This is a genomic window from Hydrogenophaga sp., assembly GCF_031426985.1.
Taxonomy (GTDB): domain Bacteria; phylum Pseudomonadota; class Gammaproteobacteria; order Burkholderiales; family Burkholderiaceae_C; genus Hydrogenophaga.
Genome location: NZ_JASJOY010000014.1, coordinates 76,115 through 95,725 on the forward strand (window position 1 = coordinate 76,115; position 19,611 = coordinate 95,725).

Sequence of the window (19,611 nt, forward strand, 5' to 3'; positions counted from 1 at the left end):
CGCACCTGGACGTTGCTGCTGGTGGCCATCGCCACGTCGCCGGTCTTGTTCTCGATCGCCGCGCCGGTGACGTTGACCTCGGCGTTGCCGGTGAAGAGGATCTCCGACAGGCCGATGGCCAACGAAAAGCCCGTGACGCTTTCCAGGCGCAGCTTGTCGAAGGCCGCGCCGGTATTGGCCGCCTCGATCTCGATCTGACCGCGCTGGTCGTTGCTGCCCAAGGCCGTGATGGACGTGCCCGCGCCGATGTCGACCACCGCGTCCGAGTTGAGGATGGTGCTGCTCTTGAGGATGGACAGGCCGAAAGCGCCGGCCGATCCGGAGTTGAGGTTGTAGTCACCATCGTCCAGCGCCGGCTTCTGGAAGGCGTTGACCGCCTTGATGAAGATCGAGTCGGCGGTCAGATGGGTGGCCGCACCGCCGCCCACGCCGATATCGACATCGGCGCGCGTGTTCATGGTGTTGGTGATGGCCGCGCCGGCCCCGAACGCCAGGCCGAAGGAGACCGCGTCGGCGGTGGCATTGAACGTCTGGCCATGGATGGAGGTGACCACCAGGCTGCCACTGGTGATGGTCACGTCCTCGCCGATTTTGGCCAGCGACACGGTGTCGTTGGTGATGGTGGTTTCGGCGCCGGCCCCGGAGATGAGGCCGCCGGCGGCGGCCTGGGAGTTGCCCGTCAGGATGTTGCTGGCAGCCGACCCGATGGTCACGCCACCGGCTTGAATGCTGGTGTGGTCGCCCACGCCGGCGATCACGTCCACCGCGTGGTCGCCACCGATGCGCACCGCCGACACCATGGCGCCGGCCGCAATGGCACCGAATGCGCCGCCCACCGCCGAGGCATCGGCCTGGTTGACGCCGCTGGCCGTGATGACCAGGTCGTTGGCCACGCTCACATGGGCCTGGCCGACCAGGGCCGAGGCGCGCGTGGACACCGTGGCGTCGGCCAGGTTGACGGCAACGCCCAGCAGCGAAGCAGCCACACCCACCGTCTTGGTCCTGTCGATATCGGCATCGGCCAGCGCCGACACGCTGAGGTTGTCGGCCCAGAGGTCCAGCCGGTCGGTGCTGCTGGCGCCCATCACGCTGGCCGACACCTCGCTGGTGATCGCATTGAGCACGTCCGACACGCCAATGGCGGCGCCCAGGCCGATGGCCAGCGTCACATTGGTGGCGTCCCCCTCAAGGAAGGCGTCATCAACCGCAGAGACCCGCACATCGCCCAGCGCCATCACGTCCATGCCACCAGTCAGCGACGCCACCACCGTGTTGTCGATCGTGTTGTCCATGCGCAGGCCGCCACCGCTGACGGCGACCAGGCCGAGCGACACGGACACGGTGACCGCCTCGACATCGGCAATGCGCGCGGTGGCATCCGCGTCCACCGTGATGTCGCCAGCGGCCAGCACGATGTCGCCGGCGTCACCGTCGATCCAGGCGCGCACGTCGTTGGCAATGGTGTTCTCGGCCAGGGAAACCGCAACCGACAGCCCCACCAGGCTGCCCGAGAGGGCCACGCCCACCGCGGCCGAGCGCGCCATCTCGCTGTCCGACGTGGCCAGCACGTCGATGTTGCCGTTCGCCACCAGTTCGCTGTCAACGACCGAGGCGTGTGTGTCGGTGCCGAAGGTGTTGCGGATCTGAACCCCGGCACCGGCCACTGCACCGCCAATGCCGATGGCGATCGCCACCGAGCCGGCGAAGGCATCGCCCTCGATGCGTTCGGTGGCGTCGGCCAGCACCTGCACATCGCCCGCCGCGTGCACGGTCGAGTCCTGGATGCGGGCCTTGGCCGTGTTCGATGTGGACACCGACTTGAACGAGTTGGACGTCACGTCGAACACGCGGATGCTGTGGTCGCCGATGAAGTTGTCTGCCAGCGTGAGGCCCACCGCGCCGGCAACCGCCACGACGCCGCCCGACACGGCACCCGCAATGGCGCCGCTGACGGACGTGATGGCGGCGTCGTTGAACGCCTGGACAATCACGTCCTTGCTGGGGATGGACAGCTTCCTCCAGAGCGAGGCGTCGGCGTAGTTTTCCCCGCGCAAGCCCACCGGCTGGGTGACCGATCCGCGTGTCGGGCCGATGTATTCGTACACCGAGCCCACCGTGCCGGTGCCCAGCAGACCGGTGGCCCCTTCAACCACCAGCACCCGCTTGCCGGTGACGAGCGAGTTCAGCAACTGGTCGGAAGTGTGGTCGTTCGGTGCCTGGGTCGTGACGATGCTGCCATCGATGTAGCTCTGCACGTCGTTGGAAATGACGTTGTCGGCCACGGCGCCCGCGCCACTGATGGACACGCCCACCAAGCCGCCGGCCAGTGCCACCGAAGCCGCCACCACGACGGCGTCGACCCGGGCCAGTTCTCGCGCCTCGATGCCGACCTCACCCGTGCGTGCGGTCACGCCCTGATCGGCGTCTTCGATGAAGGCGTGCACCTGGTTGGTGATGGTGTTGCTGGCCACGGCCACGCCCAGGGACACCGAGACCGCGGCCACGCCGGAAAAGGACGCGGCAATCGAGGCGGCGCCTGTCAGCGCCTGGATGCGGGAGCTGTCCTGGGCGAGCAGCGCCACACTGCCCACGTCGATGCCCGTGCTGCCGTCACCGCGGATGAAGGCGCCCACATCGTTGGCGATGCGGTTGGCCGCGTAGACACCGGCACCGCTGACGCCCACGCCGGCCACACCGCCACCGCTGATGGCGGCCGAACCCGCAAAGACGATGGCGTTGATGGCGGCATCGGCGATCGCGGTCTGCGTGAGCGCACCACCCGCCGTGATGCTGCTGTCGTCCACATAGGCGCGGGTCTGGGCCCGGGCATTGCCCAGGTTGGCCTGCTGCCAGAGGTCTTCGTTGCCGAAGTCCTGCTCGGACATCCGGGTCGACCCCACGTACTGCCAGCGATCGCCGTCCAGGTAGTCCTCGGTGTTCAGGTTGACGGCGATGCTGCTGGTGCCGATGTATTGGTAGAGCCCACCGATCTTGCCGTTGGCGACGGTGTCGCCGTCGTCGGTGTCGTGGGTGTAGTTCGGTGACACCTCGACGACATCGTCTTCAGAGACCGTGACCGTGCCCTGGTTGCTGGCGAACCGCGGATCGACGGTGGTGCCGATGTAGCGGTAAACGTCGCCGGCGCGGGCACCCGAGTCCACGCGCACCAGGTCGCCGGTTTCCAGCGGATTCGATGCGGAGAAGCGGTCACGGCTGGCGTCACCGGTGGAGAAGTCCACCTCGGCCGCCAGGCCGCTGGAGACGCTGGTGTCCCAGCCGATGTAGTTGCGCGCCACCGCCACGCCGATGGAGGCGCCCAACCCGGCCACACCCCCGGCACCGATGGCGGCCGAGGCCGAGATGATGATCGCGTCGATGCTGGCGGTGTTGGTGGCGTCCAGGTCGACGTCGCCCTGCAGGGCCTGCACCGTGCTGTTGTCGATGTAGGCGTAGGTGTGGGTGAGGATGACGTTGGTCGCCACGGCGCCCGCGCCGCTCACGGCGTAGCCCGCCACGCCACCGATGCCCACGCCCAGCGACGCGGCCACCGACAGCGCGGTGATGGCCGAGGTGCTCATCCAGCGCGAGGCATCGCTGAAATCCTCGGTCGCCAGGTTGCGGGTGATCTTTTCCCAGCGGGCGGTATCGGTGTAATCCTCCAGGCCGAGGTCCAGGTCGTCGATGTCGGCGCCCTTGAAGCGGTAGAACACCCCCCCTTCGCCAAACGCGTTGTCGGCCGGGCCGCCCAGGCGCCACCGCGTCGTGTCGGTGTAGTCCTGGTCACCCAGGTCCACGTTGGCCATCGGCGCTGCACCGATGTACTGGTAGGTCGCGCCTTCGATGCCGTCGCGCACCCCCTCCTCGGGCTCGAAGTTCTCGCTCAAGGTGACAAAGGTCTTGCCCGAGACCAGGTCCACGCCGCTCTCTTCGCTGCTGCGAATGACGGTGTAGCCACGCCCCACCTCGACGATGTCGCCGGTCTCCAGATCGGTTTCGCCACCGTTGGTGTTGTAAGTGGACGGCTGCTTCACCAGCACCCAGTGGGCCGACGGGTAGGTCTGCGCGCCCAGGTCGAGCGACACAGGCGTCGAGGTCGCTGCGGTGTTGTTGTAGCGGTAGAGCAGCACCTCGTTGTCGTCGTCGGCCACGCCCACCAGATCGCCGTGGCGGAGCTGCTGGACGCCGTCCGTGGACAGGAAGTCGGGGGCGAAGGGCTGGTCTTCCCCCCGGAAGCGGTAGACCACACCACCGCTGGTGACGGTGTCGCCTTTCACCAGCGCGACCACATCGTTGGCGCCGTACCGGCTGGGGAACCCGGTCGGGTCTTCCACGGTACCGGCGTGGATGCGCACGTCACCTTCGCGCGAGACCACCTGGCGGGCATTGCGCATGCCGGCTTCCACCACGTTGCGGATCTCGTTGCGCGCCACCGACACGCCGATCGACAGCGAGAGGCCGGCCACGCCGGCGAAGGACGCCGCCAGCGAAGCGGCCGCCGCATCGGCCAGGATGACCGAGCTGTCGAAGGCATCGATGGCGATGCTGTCGGCGTGGATGCCGGACACCGTGACATTGCTGTCGTTGTCATCGCCGTCGATGAAGGCCTTGATGTGCTGAACGATGAGGTTGGTGGCGCTGACGCCGGCACCACCGATACCGATGCCGGCGACGCCCGACGCCGCCACGGCGGCCGAACCGGCCACCACCAGCGCCTCGATGGTCTGGTTGCCGTCGGCGCTGATCTCCAGCGCGCCATTCTTCGCGTTCACGGTGGAATCGTTGATGTAGGCCAGCACCTCCGACGCATCACCGGCATCGCCGATGCGGTTGTCCGCGATCGACAGACCGATGGCGGCGCCAACGCCGGCCACGCCGCCACCGGCCAGCGCCACCGAGGCCGCCAGGACCGTGGCGTCGATGCTGGTGGTGGAGCTGGCATCGATCGTCACGCCCGTGGCGCTCTCGACGCGGCTGTTGGTGATGTGCGCGCTGACGTCGCTCAGGATGGTGTTGCTCGACCAGGCCCCGGCGCCGCTGACCGCGATACCGGCCTTGCCACCGATGCCGACGGCCAGTGATGCGGCCAGCGAAAACGCGCCGATGGAGGCGGCTTCGGTGGCGACGATGGAGATCTCGCCCGCCGTGGTTGTGATGCCGGTATCGGCGTCTTCGATGAAGGCCGCGATCTGGTTGTCGATCTCGTTGCGTGCGAGCGAAATGCCCACCGACACCGCCAGCCCGAGGCCACCGCCGAGCCCGGCGGCCAGCGACGCGGCGCCGGCCGTGGCCATGATCGATGAATCGTCGCGCGCATCCAGCGCGAGGCTCGCGCCGGTGATGCCCAGCGCGCCATCGCCGTGGATGAAGGCCTCGATATCGGTGCGGATGCGGTTTTCGGTGTAAACGCCCGCGCCGCTGGCACCGATGCCGGCCTTGCCGCCACCGCCCACGGCCACCGCGCCGGCGACGACCAGCGCCTCAACGCTGCGCGCGGCCTCGGCGTCCACCGTGATGTCGCCGGTGGCGTCGATGCTGGTGTTCTCGACGTAGGCCCGCACCTGTGAGCTGGACTTTCCGTCGTCATCGACCGGCGCGGCCAGGTTGACCTGGCGCCAGACGCGCCGGTCCGAGTAGTCGAGGGTGCGCAGGTCGGTGCTGGCCAGTGCCCAGCGGGTGCTGTCCTCGTAGTTTTCCGTGGTCAGGTTGACGCGGTCATCGTTGAGCGAGTCATCGGCGCCGGTGCCGCTCGATGCGATCGGCACCGTGCCGCCCAGGTAGCGGTACACCGCGCCCAGCGTGCCGCCCTCACCCGTGTGGTCCGCGGTGACCTGCACCAGGTCGCCGGCTGCGAGGTCCCTGACGCCGTTCGATTCGAGGTTGGCCGTGGGCTGAACGAGGGTCTCGCCCAGGTATTCGTACACGTCGCCCGCACGCGCGCCTTCGCTGAGCTTGACCGTCTCGCCCGCGGACAGGGCGTCGCCTGCGGGCAGGCCGTCTTCGGTGCGGTAGTCGGCCACCGCATCGGTGTCGATCGACCAGCCGATGAAGTTGCGCGCCACGGACACACCGAGCGCCACGCCCACGCCGGCCTTGCCCCCGAAAGCCACCGCCGCCGAGACCGCCAGCACGCGCGCGTCCACGGTGGCGGTGCTCACCGCGTCGATGTCGACTGCGCCCACCGAGTCGGTGCCGGCACCGAGCACGCTGTCGGCCAGGAAGGCCCGGGTGGAGGTCAGGATGGTGTTGGTCGCCACGGACCCACCGCCCGCGAACGCCACCCCCAGCTTGCCCGAGGCACCGATGGAAACCGCCACCGCCGTCGACGTGGCGTTGATGGCGGCGCTGTCGGTGGCGCTGATGGTGACCGCGCCGCCGTGGGTGTCCACCGCGTCCACGTCGCTGATGTGGGCCCGGATGCTGTTGCGGATGTCGTTTTCCGCCAGCGACAGGCCGATGGCCACCGAAATGGCGTTCTTGCCCGAGAGCGAGGCCGAGATGGCGGCGGCCATGGCGTCGGCATCGATGGTCGAGGTGTCCTGCGCCGTGACGCTCAGCGCGCCATCGCTTTGCACGCGCGTGGCGCCGTCGATGTAGGCGTGGATGTCGCTGGCGATGCGGTTGTCGGTCCACAGGCCGGCGCCAGTGGCCGCGATGGCCGACTTGGCGGAGATGGACAGCGCCAGTGCCGCGGCCTGCACGGTGGCGTCTATGCGGTTGCTGGAGGTGGACGACACCCGGATACCACGATCGGCCAGCAGCCAGGTGTCGCCGTCGTCGTCGGTGTCGGCCACGTAGGCCTTGACGGCCAGCGGGTCGGCGCCGCCGAACTCGTTCCAGCCGATGAGGTTGCGCGCGACCGAGACGCCGATGGCCACGGCCGTGCCGGACCCCTTGAAGGTGAGCGCGGCACTGGCCGCTATGGCACGCACCAGCGCGTCGATCTCGGCGCTGTTGACGGTGATCACCTCGATCGCACCGGTGCTCGCCGCGGGGTCGATGGCCGCCTTGGTGGCCGTGACGCGGGTATCGCGGATGAAGGACTGGGCGCCGCCCTTGATGGTGTTGACGGCGGTGGCGCCGCCGCCGCTGAAGGCCGTGCTGCTGCTGCCCGCCAGCGACAGCGACAGCGCAATGGAGGTCGCGGTGGAGATGGCGTCGATGGAGGCCGCCTCGTGCGCGCCCACCCGGACCGAGCCCCCCGTGGCGGTGACCTGCGACACATCGGAGATGCCCACGAGCATGTCGGTCAACACCTCGTTGCGGGCCACGCTCAGGCCGACCGAGATCGAGGTCTTGTCGCCGGCGGGGGTGGCCGCCACGGCCAGCGCGCTGACCTGCACCTCGGCGTCGATGACGGCCGAGTCGGTGCCGTCGATGGTGATGTGGCCCTGGGCGTTCACCGTGTTGACCGGGTCCTGCGCGCCGGTCAGTCCGTTGGGGTCCACACCGTCGATGCCGGCACGCACCTGGGTGGCGACCCGGTTGAGCGCCACCACCGCCCCCACGGAAATGCTCTGGGTGGCGCTGGTGGTGAACAGTGCCTTGGCAATGGTGGTGACGCTGTTCTCCACCGTGGCCGTGATCGACGCGTCGGACGCGGCCGTCACCGACAGGTCGTCCCCCGAAGCCACCGTGCTGTCCAGGATCTGGGCGCGCACCTGGGCCGGCTGTTCGTCGGCCAGCCCCAGACCGAACAAGGCGTCGGCCAGGTCGAACAGCAGGTTCTGCGAGGTGTAGCCGATGGTGTTGAAGGCCAGCGTGACGCCGACGTTGGTGCCCTTGGCCGTGAGGCTGCTGGTGGTGGTCGCGTCGATCGTCGAGATGTTTTCGGCATCGACCACGATGTCGCCCGCGCGGGTGAGCACGTTGCTGTCTTCGACGATGGCGTTGGCTTCGCTCAGCACCAGGTTGGCGGCAATCACGCCGTTGATGTTGGTGGCGGTCCCGCCCTTGGTCTGCACCACGCTCTGGTGGGCGGCGTGGATGGACGCGGTCTCCAGCGCGCTGACCGTGAACGCGTCCTGCACGCGCAGCGTGGCATCGTTCACGCGGGCGTCGGCCAGGCCACGCACGTCGTTGCGGGCCACCAGCGCACCCGCGGCGGTCGAAACACCACCGCCCAGGTTGCTGGGGATCAGATCGAGCACAAAATCCAGCGCCGTGTTCAGGTCCTGACCCGCCACGGTGCGCACCAACCAACTGGCACTGCTGAAGTCGGCGGAACTCAGGTCCACGCTGGCTGGGCCCCCCTGGTACTGCACGATCTGGCCTCGCAGGGCCATCTGCTCTGGCGTGGTGCCGTAGTCGCTGGCCACGCGCACCAGCGCGCCCTTGTCCAGCGCCTGTTCGCCGGAGTTCGAGGTGAACTGGTAGTCGGCAATCAAGGTGCGCAGCAGGTTGGTGGCGATGCTGATGCCGTAGTCGTTGACCACCGAGGCAATGGCCTTGACCGTGGTCTCGGCGTTGATCAGGGCCGCGTCGTCGGCGGTCACCGTGAGGCTACCGCCCACGTGGTTGGCCGCCGGATCGGCCAGCCCGGTGATGTTCTCCAGGTGGGCGCGGGTGTCGCTGCTGACCATGTTCTTGGCCAGCACCACCCCCACGGCCGTGGCATTGGCCCCCGTCAGCGCCACGGCGGCCGATGTGGCTTCGTTGCTCACGATCGAGTCGATCGAGGCTTCGGTCACGGCACCGACCGTGAGGTCACCCCCCACCGACAGCACGGTATCGCGCACCGTGGCATGCGTGAGCGCCGGGCGCTCGGCCGCAAACACCTTGAGGGTGCGCTCCCACACGAGCGGGTCATTGAAATTGGCGGTGTTCAGGTCCACGCGGCTGGCGGTCGTGTCGCCGAGGTAGCGGTAGACGGCATCGGCGCCGTCCACGTCCTGCACCAGCGCACCGCTGGAGATGCCGTCTTCCAGGATCTCGTCGGAGCGGTGGTCGTGATCGAACGGACCGACCAGGGTGTCGATCGCGTTGAACAGCACGTTCTGTGGCTCCCAGCCCACGGTGTTGAAGGCCAGGGTCACACCCACACCTTTGTCGCCGCTGGTGGTCGAGTTCAGGTTCACCGCCTCGATCAGCGAGGCGTTGGAGGCCGTCACGGCCAGGTCTGCGGTGAGGGTGACGGTGCTGCTGTCCAGCAGCGACTGCGCGTTGCTCAGGATCAGGTTGGTGGCGATCACGCCGCTGACGGCGACCACATTGCCCGCGCCGAGGGCACTGCCGCCCGACGCGCTGGCCGCGCTGTCGGCGGTGGCGCGGATGACGGCGATCTGGTCCGCGGTGACCGACAGGCTGTCGGCCGTGAGTTTCACATCCGACACCTCGGCGTCGACGTCGCTGCGCACGTCGTTGAGCACGATGAGCGCGCCCACCCCGATGGAGTCGGAGTCGCTGATGTTGTAGCCGCTCGGAATGATCTTGGTGACGAGCACCTCTTTCCAGAAGTCGAGATTGCTGTAGTCCGTGCTGGCCAGGTCCACGCTGGTGTCGGTGCCCATCCATTCATAGATGGCACCGGTGCCGCCGATTTTTTTCCAGAGCTGGCTGTCGGTGTAGTCGACCAGGCCCAGATCGGTGTCGGCCACCGCCGTGCTGCCCAGGTACTCGTAGACCACGCCGGCTTCACCGCCCAGGCGCACCCACTTCGTGGTGTCGCCGTAGTCCTGAGCGGCCAGATCCAGCCGCAAGCCGGCACCGCCGACGCCCACGTAGCGGTAGACGCCGCCGGCCACGGTCTGCCACTGGCCATCGGTGAAGTCCTGGGCCGCAAGATCGACTGCGCCACTGGCGCCGCGGTAAGCGTAGACCGTCCCCACGTCGCCCTGCACGCGGGCCCAGCGGGCGGTGTCGTCGTAGTCCTCGAGTTCCAGGTCGACGCTGCCGGCCCCGCCCAGGTAGCGGTAGATCGCCGAGCTCAGCACCTGGCCGTCGGCTTCGGAATCGGGTTCGCCCATCACCGCGCGCTGGACGAAGTCGCCCGTGCCCAGCGCCACGAGCTGGGTATCGCCGTCGGCCGCCGTGACGGTGTAGTCGGCCTCCAGCTTGACAAACTGCCCACTGCTCAGGGTGACCGTCTTGTCGCCCCGGGTGCTCAGGCCCGCGTCGTCGTAGTCGTCGGTGAGCTGCACCTTGTCGCCTGTGACCAGCAGTCGCTTGCCGGACTCGTTGGTGTAGCGCGTCGCGTCAAAGCCATCGGCCACCTCAACCCGCTTGCCCTGGGTCAGCAGGACGCCACTGTCCTCGCTGCTGAAGTCGGGGTCCCCGTAATCGTCGGCCAGGCGCACGCGGTCGCCAAAGACCAGTTGCACGGTGCCGTCACCGCTCTGGTGATCGGCGGCGATGAAGTCGTTGATCGTCTCCTGCAGCACGGCGGCACCGCCGTCGTTGGTGGTCATCGACGCAGACACCAGCTTGACGTTGGCGTAGATGCCCGACACGTCCTGGGACCCCACGTTGACCGCACCTGCGTCGATGGTGAGGCTGTCGTCACCGCGGATGTAGGCCTGCGCGTCGCTGCTGACCTTGTTGCTGGCGACGACCGCCCCCACGCTCTGGCCTTTGGCGCCGTACAGCGCCGAGGCGTTGGACTGGGCGACGTTGCTCACCGTGGCATTGACCAAGGCCTGCGAGGTGGCGTTGACCGTCAGGTCCCCGTCCAGGTCCAGGGTGCTGTCGGTGATGTGGGCCAGCACCCGCGCGGGTTGTTCGTTGGCGAACGGGTTGGTGACCAGCTTCCAGCGATCCGGGTTGGCCAGGAGGTCGGTGGCGAGGTGGATCGGCACCGGGTCCTGCAGCGCCCAGTCGGCGCTGTCGAACGCCGTGGCGCTGAACAGCGCGCGCAGATCGATGCCCGCCTCATCGGACAGGTTGGCGCCGGTGTATTCGTACAGGCCGGCCTCGGCCAGCACGGTGACACCGTCGGCACCCAGCACGTCGGCATCGAGGCGCACCCGATCGCCTGCCGCCAGCGTCGCGGGCGTGCTGTAGAGCGTGTACTGCTGCTCGCTCTCGCCGCTGCCGGCGTACCAGTAGATGTTGCCGCTGTCCAGGTCCTTGACGCGGTCCCCCACCGCCAGCGCATCCACCGTCTCGGTGCTCTCGTGGTCGTACTGGTCGATCGGGCGGCCGATGATGGTGTCCAGCGCGTTGAACAGGAAGTTCTGCGACTGCCAGCCGATGGTGTTGAAGGCCAGCGATACACCGACCCCGGTTTCTCCGGTGCTGGTGCTGGCCAGGAGGGTGGCGTCGATGGTGGACTGGTTGTCCGCCAGCACCGACACGCTGCCACCGTCGGCCGTGGTGATGTCGCTGTCGGTGATGTCGGCGGTGGCGTGGCTGAGCACCACGTTGGTGACGATCTGGCCATTGACGGCCAGCACCGAGCCGTCGCCCAGGAAACTGCCCCCCGAGGCTTCCACGCTGGCCTCGGCCGTGGCCTGGATGAAGGCATTCTCGAAGGCGTTGACGTTCACCGCCTCGACCCGGCGCCACAGGTCCGCATCGTCAAAGCCGGTGTCTTCCAGTGCGAATGCGCTGTCGGACCCGCCCAGGTATTCAAACACCCGGCCATCGCTGGCCCGCACGCGCTGGCCGGTCTCGATCTCGATCGCCAGGGCACCCGAGGCCGGCGCGCTGTGGTCCCACACCATGGGCTGGGCCGCGGTCACAACGGCGTTGCGGAGGTAGGCGTCCACGCCACTGCGCACGTCGTTCATCACCACGAGGATGCCCACCGCCGTGGCATTGGACTCGGTCAGGTTGCCAATGCCGGGGTACAGGTCTTCCAGGTTGTCGGCCCCGCCGACGAGCTTCTCCCACACCAGCGGGTCTTTGTAGTTCTGCGCCGACAGCGCCCGTTCGCCACCGGTCGACCCGATGAAGCGGTAGACCGCACCGGCCTCGCCGCGCAGGGGGTCGAAGTCGGGGCCGACCTTCACCTGCGTGCCGGAGGCCACCGCCACCGTGCCCGACTCGGTGGTGTAGTCGAAGTCACCCGGCACCAGAGCCTGGATCTGGTCGACCACGCCAGCGAGCGTGTTGCTCGCCACAGCCAGTTGCGCCACCACGGAACGGGCATCGATGCCGGCTTCGTCCTGCGCCTGCACGGTCACCGCGCCACCCGCCTGCACGGTGCCGGCACTGGCGCCCGTGAACTCGATGAAGGCCTTGGCAAAGCTGCTGACCTTGTTGCTGGCCAGAAGGCCGCCACCGGCCACCGCCTCGGCATCTTCCATGGCCCCCGGGATGATGATGTCCACCTCGGCCACGATCTCGTTGTCGTTGCCCACATACGAGCTGATCTGGGCGGTGGAGCGGGCGTCCAGGGTCACGTCGCCCCCGGCGACGATGCGGGTGTCCCGCGCGTAGGCCTGCACCTCGGCCGGCTGCTCGCCGTTGAAAGCGTCGGAAATCAGCGGGTCACCGATCAAGGCATCCACCGCATTGAAAAGCACGTTCTGCGACTGCCAGCCGATCGTGTTGAACGCCACCACCGCGGTCTTGGCGCCCCAGGCCTCGACCTTGCTCGTGACCTCGGCGTCGATGGCCGACAGGTTCTCGGCGTCGATCAGCACGCTGCCGCCCGCGTCCACGTCGCTGTTGGTGACGGTGGCGTTGGACGCACTGAGCACGAGGTTGGTGGCAATGACGCCACCCACCCCGTCCCAGGGCACCACGTAGCTGTCGTCCAGCGCGTGGATGGTGGCGCTCTCCAGCGCCTGCACCGTGAGGTCACCTCCGATGTGCATCACGGCCGCGTCGATGCTGGCCAGCACCTCGCTGCGCACGTCGTTGCGGTCGATCAGACCGTACAGGCTGCTGGATGCGCCGGCCAGGCTGGGGTCGCGTCCAGTGGCCTTTTTCTGTGCGGCACTGAGCACGGACAGCGCCGCGTAGGTGGTGGAGTCGGTGATGAGGTTGGCCGGGTTGAGGCGTTTCCACAGCCCGTAGTCGGTGAAGTCGTCCAGCGTGAGCTGGGTCAGGTCGACACCCTCGCCCAGCGCATCGGAGCCCATCCACTGGTACGAACCACCCACCTCGACCCAGCGGGTGGTGTCGGTGAAATCTTCGGTGGCCAGGTCGACATCGGCCCCATTGACCGTGCCGATGAAGCGGTACCGGCTCTCGGCCGTGCCGCCGTCACCGGCGTAGTCGGCGCTGAGTTCGACCACGTCGCCCGCCGCCAGAACGACGAGTTGTTCGGTCTCGCCATCGTTCTCGAAGTCCGCGTCGAAGGCACCGAAACTCACATACACCTTGTCGCCGAATTTCAGGTCCTGCAGCCCCGACGCGGTGGTGTACTGGTAGTCGTCGAGGAAGGCACTGGCCGCGTTGTTGAACAGGCCGGTGGCGCCGTCGTTGGTGGGCGACACCTCGGCCGACAGGCGGGTCTCGGCGTCCACGGAGGCGTCGTCCAGCGCCTCCACCAGCAGGTGGCCACCCACGATCAGGTCGCCCAGCACGGGGTGGGTGTAGCCGTCGGTGAAGGCGATGCGCGCGGTCGCGCTGCTGTTGACCAGGTTGCTGGCGAGCACGCCACTCACGCTCTGACCGGTTGCGCCGAAAAAGGCGCTGGGGTAGGAGGTGGCGTCATTGGTCACCCGCGCAAAGATCTGCGCGGCGTTGTCGGCGGTCAGCTGGACGTCGCCGCTGGCGCGCACCTGCGTGTCGAGCAGGGTGGCATGCACGCTCGCGGCGCGTTCGTCCGCAAAGAGCGACGTGCCGAGCAGCGCGTCCAGGGTGTTGTAGAGCAGGTTCTGCGCTTCCCAGCCCACGGTGTTGAAGGCCAGCAGGAAGGCCGCGGTCTGGGCACCCGAGGTGGCCACCACGCTGGTGAGGGCGTCGATCTGCGACAGGTTTTCGGCCGACACGGCGATGTCGCCACCGGTCGCGCCCGTGGTCTCCAGCACGCTGTTGCTGACCAGCGCATCGGCGGCGCTGAGCACCAGGTTGGTGGCGAGCACGCCGCCCAGAGCCAGAGAGGTCCCTTTGCCAAACACATTGCCGCCCGACGAGGACAGCGCCGCGTCGGTGTCGGCCCGGATCACGGCCGCCACGCTGGCGGTCACGGTGACGGCGGCCTGGGTGTCTTCGACCGATGCGGCGCTCACCTCGGCCCGGTTCACCTGGGCCAGCACCGTGCTGCGCACGTCGTTGAGCACCACCACGCCGCCGACCCCCACCGAGTCGGACGACGTGATGTTCAGCCCCGAGGGAATGACCTGGGACTCGGGGACCCGCTTCCAGAGCGTGTCGTCACCAAAGTCGGCCTGCAAGAGATTCACCGTGGCGGCCTGGCCCATGTACTGGTAGATCTCGCCCGCGCTGCCGGAGATGACCCGCCACAGGGTCTCGTCGGTGAAGTCCTGCAGGGCCAGGTCGAGCGTGGCGTCGCTGCCCAGGTACTCGTACAGCGTGTCGGCCTCGCCGCCGATGCGCACCCAGCGCGAGGTGTCGGTGTAGTCCTCGGTCTGCAGATCGGTGCGCTGGCCACGGGTGCCGGGCGCGACGAACCGGTAGCTCGCGCCCGCGTCGCCACGGGACGGGTCGGCATGGTCGTCGGCGAGTTGCACCACGTCGCCGTAGCGCAACAGGCGCACGCCCGAGGCCGAGTCGAAGGTGCTGGCGGTGTGGCCCGCTTCGACCAGCACCCGCTGGCCGGTTGAAACGGCTTGCTCGCCGTCATCGCTGCTGTGGTCCTGGTCGCCGTAGCCTTCGATCAGTTGCACGCGGTCACCGAACACCAGGGGCGCATTCGGGTCGTCGCTGAGGTGGTCCACCGGCAGGCGGGCGTCGATCTCGCCGCTGAGGATGCCCACGCCGCCGTCGTTGGCCGTGACCGAGTCGGACACCAGCCGGGTGTTGGCGTAGATGCCCGCGTTGTCCAGCGCCGTCACGGCAACGCTGCCCGCGGCCCGCACATCGGCGTTCACCGGGTGGGTGAAGGTTTCGGCGTAGGAGATGGACGCCTCGGCGGCGCTGCTGACCTTGTTGCTCGAAAGGATGCCACCGATCGACTTGCCGGTGGCGTTGACCAGGGCCGAGGCGGCCGAGCTGGCGGCGTTGCTCACGGTGGCGTTGATCTGCGCTTCGCCCACGGCGTCGACGATCACGTCGCCGGCGCTGTTGACCAGGGTGTCGAGCAGGCGGGCACGGGTGGTGGCGGGCAGTTCGTTGCCATAGGGCGACACCACCTCGTCCCATTGCGCCGCGTCGCTGATCTGGAAGTCGGCGCCCAGCGCCGACACGGTGACGGTGTCGCCCAGGTAGCGGTAGACCTTGCCGTCGTCGGCCAGCACGCGGTCTCCGGTCTTGAGCTTGCCCACGTCGTCGGCGCGCAGGTCGAAGGTCTCGACCTGCTGGCCTGCAGCCACCAGGCTCCAGCTGGCGGGCGCGGTGCTGTAGAACGTCTCACCCAGGGTCTGACCGGAGACGGTGGGCCCCAGGTATTCGTACACGTTGCCATTGGCGGCCAGCACGCGTGTGCCGTGCGCCAGCACACCCACATCGGCGCGCGGCGCGTCGTAGGAGTCGACCGGGCGCCCGATGAGCGCGTCCAGCGCATTCATCAGCAGGTTCTGCGAGGTCCAGCCCACGCTGTTGAAGGCCAGCATCACGCCCACGGCCGTGTCGCCACTGCTGGTTTTGCTCAGCAGGGTCGCGTCGATCTGCGCGGTGTTCTCGGCCGTGACCGTCACATCGCCCAGCTCGCTGGTGAGCGCGCTGCGCAGGGCCAGTGCATCGGCGCCACCGAGCACGAGGTTGGTCACGGCACTGCCGTTGCCCGCAATGACGGTGCCGCTGCCGTAGAGGCTGCCACCCGAGGCCTCGGCCGCGCTGAGCGTGCTGGCCGTGATGACGGCCTGACCCAGGGCCTGGATGCCGATGGCGGCCCCCGTGAGGGTGCTGTCGGCCACGGTGGCGCTGACGCCGCCGCGCACGTCGTTGCGCACCACCAGGCCGCCGATGGCGATCGAATCGGAGTTCGACACGTTGCCCAGGGCCGGCACGATGTTGCGTTCGTCCACGCGCAGCCAGTCGCCGCTGCGGAAGTCTTCCGTGCCCAGATCGATGGGCATCGGGCCGCTGCCCTGGTACGCGTACAGCGCGCCCGGCACGCCCAGGGTGCTGTCCGACGCCACACGCACCATGTCGTCCGGATGGAGGGTCTGCGTGCCCGAGCGCGAGGTGTAGCGGTACTCGTTGAGCAGTGCACGGGCCAGGTTGTTGATCAGGCTGGCGCCGCCGTCGTTGCTGGTGGAGCCCTTGGCCAGCATCTCGGCCCCGGACTTGACCGAACTGCTCTCGGTGGCCAGCACCTCGATGGCGCCGCCGGCCGTGATGGTGCTGCCCCGGGTGGCATCGCTCGCGTCGCCGACCGTGGCCAGGGTTTCGGTGCTGACCATGTTGCTGGCCAGCAGCGCGCTCACCGACAGGCCGGTGGCGCCATAGATGGCACTGGCGGTCGAGGTGGCCTGGTTGTCGACGGTGGCGTCGATCAGGGCGGCCATCTCGGCCGTGACCACCACCCCCCCATGCGTGGTGACCGTGGTGTTGAGCAGTTCGGCCCGCGCGCCCGCCTTGTCTTCCTGCGCGATGTCGGTGGACACGAGGGCATCCACCGTCTGGTAGAGCAGGTTCTGTGCTTCCCAGCCCAGGGTGTTGAAGGCCAGCGTGACGCCGACACCGGTGTCGCCCGTGGTCACCGCGTTGTGCACGCGCGCGGTGATGCTGGAGTGGTTGCTGGCGTCGATGGTGAGCTGACCGGTGCCGGCGGGGCCGGCCGGGCTCTTCTCCAGCTTGAGACGGCTGTTGCTGGCCCGGGCATCGGCCTGGCTGCGCACCATGTTGGTCGCGATCAGTCCGCTGGCGGCGATCACCGTACCGGTGCCGTAGGCGCTGCCGCCGGACGCGCTGGCCTCGGCGTCGGCCACCGAAGAGATCGTCGCCGCCTGCAAGGCGGTCACGGCCATGTCGCCGTCGGTGATCTGCGCGACCACCTGGTCCAGCAGGGCCAGCACCTCGGTGCGCAGGTCGTTGCGCACCACCAGACCACCGATGGCCACCGAGCTGGAGTTGGCGAGGTTGTAGCCCTCTGGAATGAGCTGCGTCTCCAGGATCTCTTTCCACCAGTCGGCGTTGCTGTAGTCCTGCTGGCCCAGGTCCAGCGGGCCGGCGGTGCCCATGTATTGGTAGGCGCGACCGGTCTCGCCCCCGGCGGTGTGGCCCTCGTCCACCAGCACACGGTCGCCGAAGGCCAGTGCCACCGATCCGTCCAGGCTGGTGTGGTCGTGCGCCCGGCTGGCCAGCAGGTCGTTGAGCACGTTGGCACCGCCGTCGGAGGTGCTGGCGGCGCTGGACACGAGCCGGGTGTTGGCGGCAACCAGCGTCGTGTCGCTGGCCCGGACGATGAGGTTTCCCTGGACCGTGATGTCCACCGTGTCGTCGATGGCGTCCGTGTTGGTGACCGAGGCCTGGGCCGATCCGCTGACGAAGTTGCTGGTGAGAATGCCGCTGGCGCCCGCACTGAGCGCGCCGAACAGGCCGGCGCCGGTGGCGGTGTTGGCGTTGCTGACGGTGGCGTCGAGACGGGCCCCGGCGTCGGCCTGCACCGTGACGTTGCCGACGGCGTTGACACGGGTGTTGAACAGGGACGCGGTCACGTCCAGCGGGTCTTCCGCAGCCGCGCCGAAACTGGTGCCGATCAGCGTTTCCAGCGTCTGTTCGTCCGCATCGATGTTCCAGCCCATGGCGTTGAACGCCACGGCCACGCCGGCGCTGATGCCTCCGGCCACGAAGCCGATGCCCGTGGTCGTGGCAACACCGCTCAAGCCAGCCTGGGCATCGATCAGGGAGGTGTCGGTGGCCTCCACGCGCACCTCACCGCTGCCCAGGGTATCGAGTTCGCTGTGGGCGGCCGCCGCCGTGATGTCGCCGAGGGCCCGGTTCTCGGCATACACACCGCCAAGTTCCAGCGCACCGAAGGCGGACCCGCCCAGCAGCGCGGCGTCCGAAAGCTCCACGCCCGAAGCGGTGGCCCGCAAGCGGCGCGCCGCATCGGCGTCCACCGTGATGTCGCCGTTGGTGGCGCTCACCACGGCGTTGTCCAGGGAGGCCGTGACCTCGCGCGCCACGCTGTTGCGCGCCACGCCCGCCTGCAGGCCGATTTCACCCACCACCATCTGGGCATCGAGCAGCACCGGCGTGGCCTCGGCCGTGAGATGGGCGCTGTCGATGGCGGCCACCGACACCGAGCCGCTGGCCGTGATGGCGCTCTCCGCGGCGATGGTGGCCAGGGTGTTGCCGTCCAGCGTGTTCGAAGCCACCCGGCCCAGGGCGGTGTACACACCGGCGTTGCTCGCCAACACCGAGAGCGCAGCGTTCACGGTGGCACCGGTGACGCTGGCTTCGGCCACGTCGGTGACGGTGTTGCGGGCCTGCCCCACCAGGCCGCCGAGCACCCGGTTGGACACGCTGAACAGGTCTTCTGGCGCCACGTCCGCGCGCGCGGCCAGGTCGTTGCGTGCGCTCAGCGCCACCAGGCCATCGCTCACGGCCGTGCTGCCCTCGTCGAGCGCCACGGTGGTGCTGCGGGTGAGCACCACGTGGGAAGACAGCAGCGCAAAGTCGAGTTCGATCTCGATCCCACCGGATACGTCGATGCCGGTGCTGTCGAGCTCGATCTGGACCCAGCTGTCGTCCAGCGACTCGACGATCACCCCGCTCGCCCCGTCCAGCGTGACGCCATCACCCACGCTCACCGCCGTGGTGTTGTCCTGCGTGATGAGCAGGTTGGACTGGGTGAAAGCCGCCGCATCGAACAGGGCCGTGATGACCGCACGGTTGTGCGCGGTGATGTCGAGCGTCTCGCCCTGCACGGTGGTGCCGGCGCCGGTGATGCTGACCGTGGCGATGGACGTTGCCGCGTGGCTGGTGAAGCTGGTGATGGTTTCGGTGGCGCCGGACTGGGCAGACAGCTGCACCGCACCCGAGGCTTGAATGTCGCCCTGCACCGTGATCGTGGCCAGGGTGTCGCTGCGTGCCGTCAAGGTGACCGACGAGGCGCCCATGATGGAGCCGGCCACCGTGATCTCTTCGCCCTGGGCCGACAAGGCATGGTTGGCGAGGTCGATGTCGCCCTCGAAGCGGATGGCGTCCTGCCCGCCCAGTGCATCGATTTCGATGCTCTGGTACGAACTGCTCAAGAACGAACCGGCCAGGTTGCCCCCGATGGTCACGTCCAGACCGGTCAAGGTCCGGGTCAGCACCACCTCATCGTCGTTTTCCGTGCCGACCACCTGCAAGACGCCCAGGGCGCTGACATCGGCCGAGAGCAGCAACCGGGGCTCCATGACCTCCAGGCCAAATGGGCGAGCCCGGCTGCGGGTGCGCCCGCGCGCCATATGGAGGACCTGCGGCCTGCGCCCGTGTTTGGTCGGCGGTACCGGAGCGGCGTGGTAAACGGTGCTGGCCGGTCGCATCAAGCGCCCGTAACCATCCTGCAGCCGGGACCACAGCGTCGAGGGCCGCAAAGCTCTTGCCAACCCGATTTGGTGCCAGACGGACTCGATACGGCTGCGGTTGACGGGCGTGTCCATGAGCTTC

At 68.5% G+C, this 19,611-nt stretch carries 1 protein-coding gene (running past one end of the window); it reads right to left on the bottom strand.

The features are described 5' to 3' along the window. Positions 1-19,604 carry the 5' portion of an LEPR-XLL domain-containing protein gene (locus RMP09_RS02165; RefSeq protein WP_310564365.1) on the bottom strand. It extends 16,765 nt beyond the left edge of the window, so only the first 19,604 of its 36,369 coding nucleotides appear in the window; its start codon is at positions 19,602-19,604; its stop codon lies off the left edge, out of view. Positions 19,605-19,611: the final 7 nt, after the last annotated feature.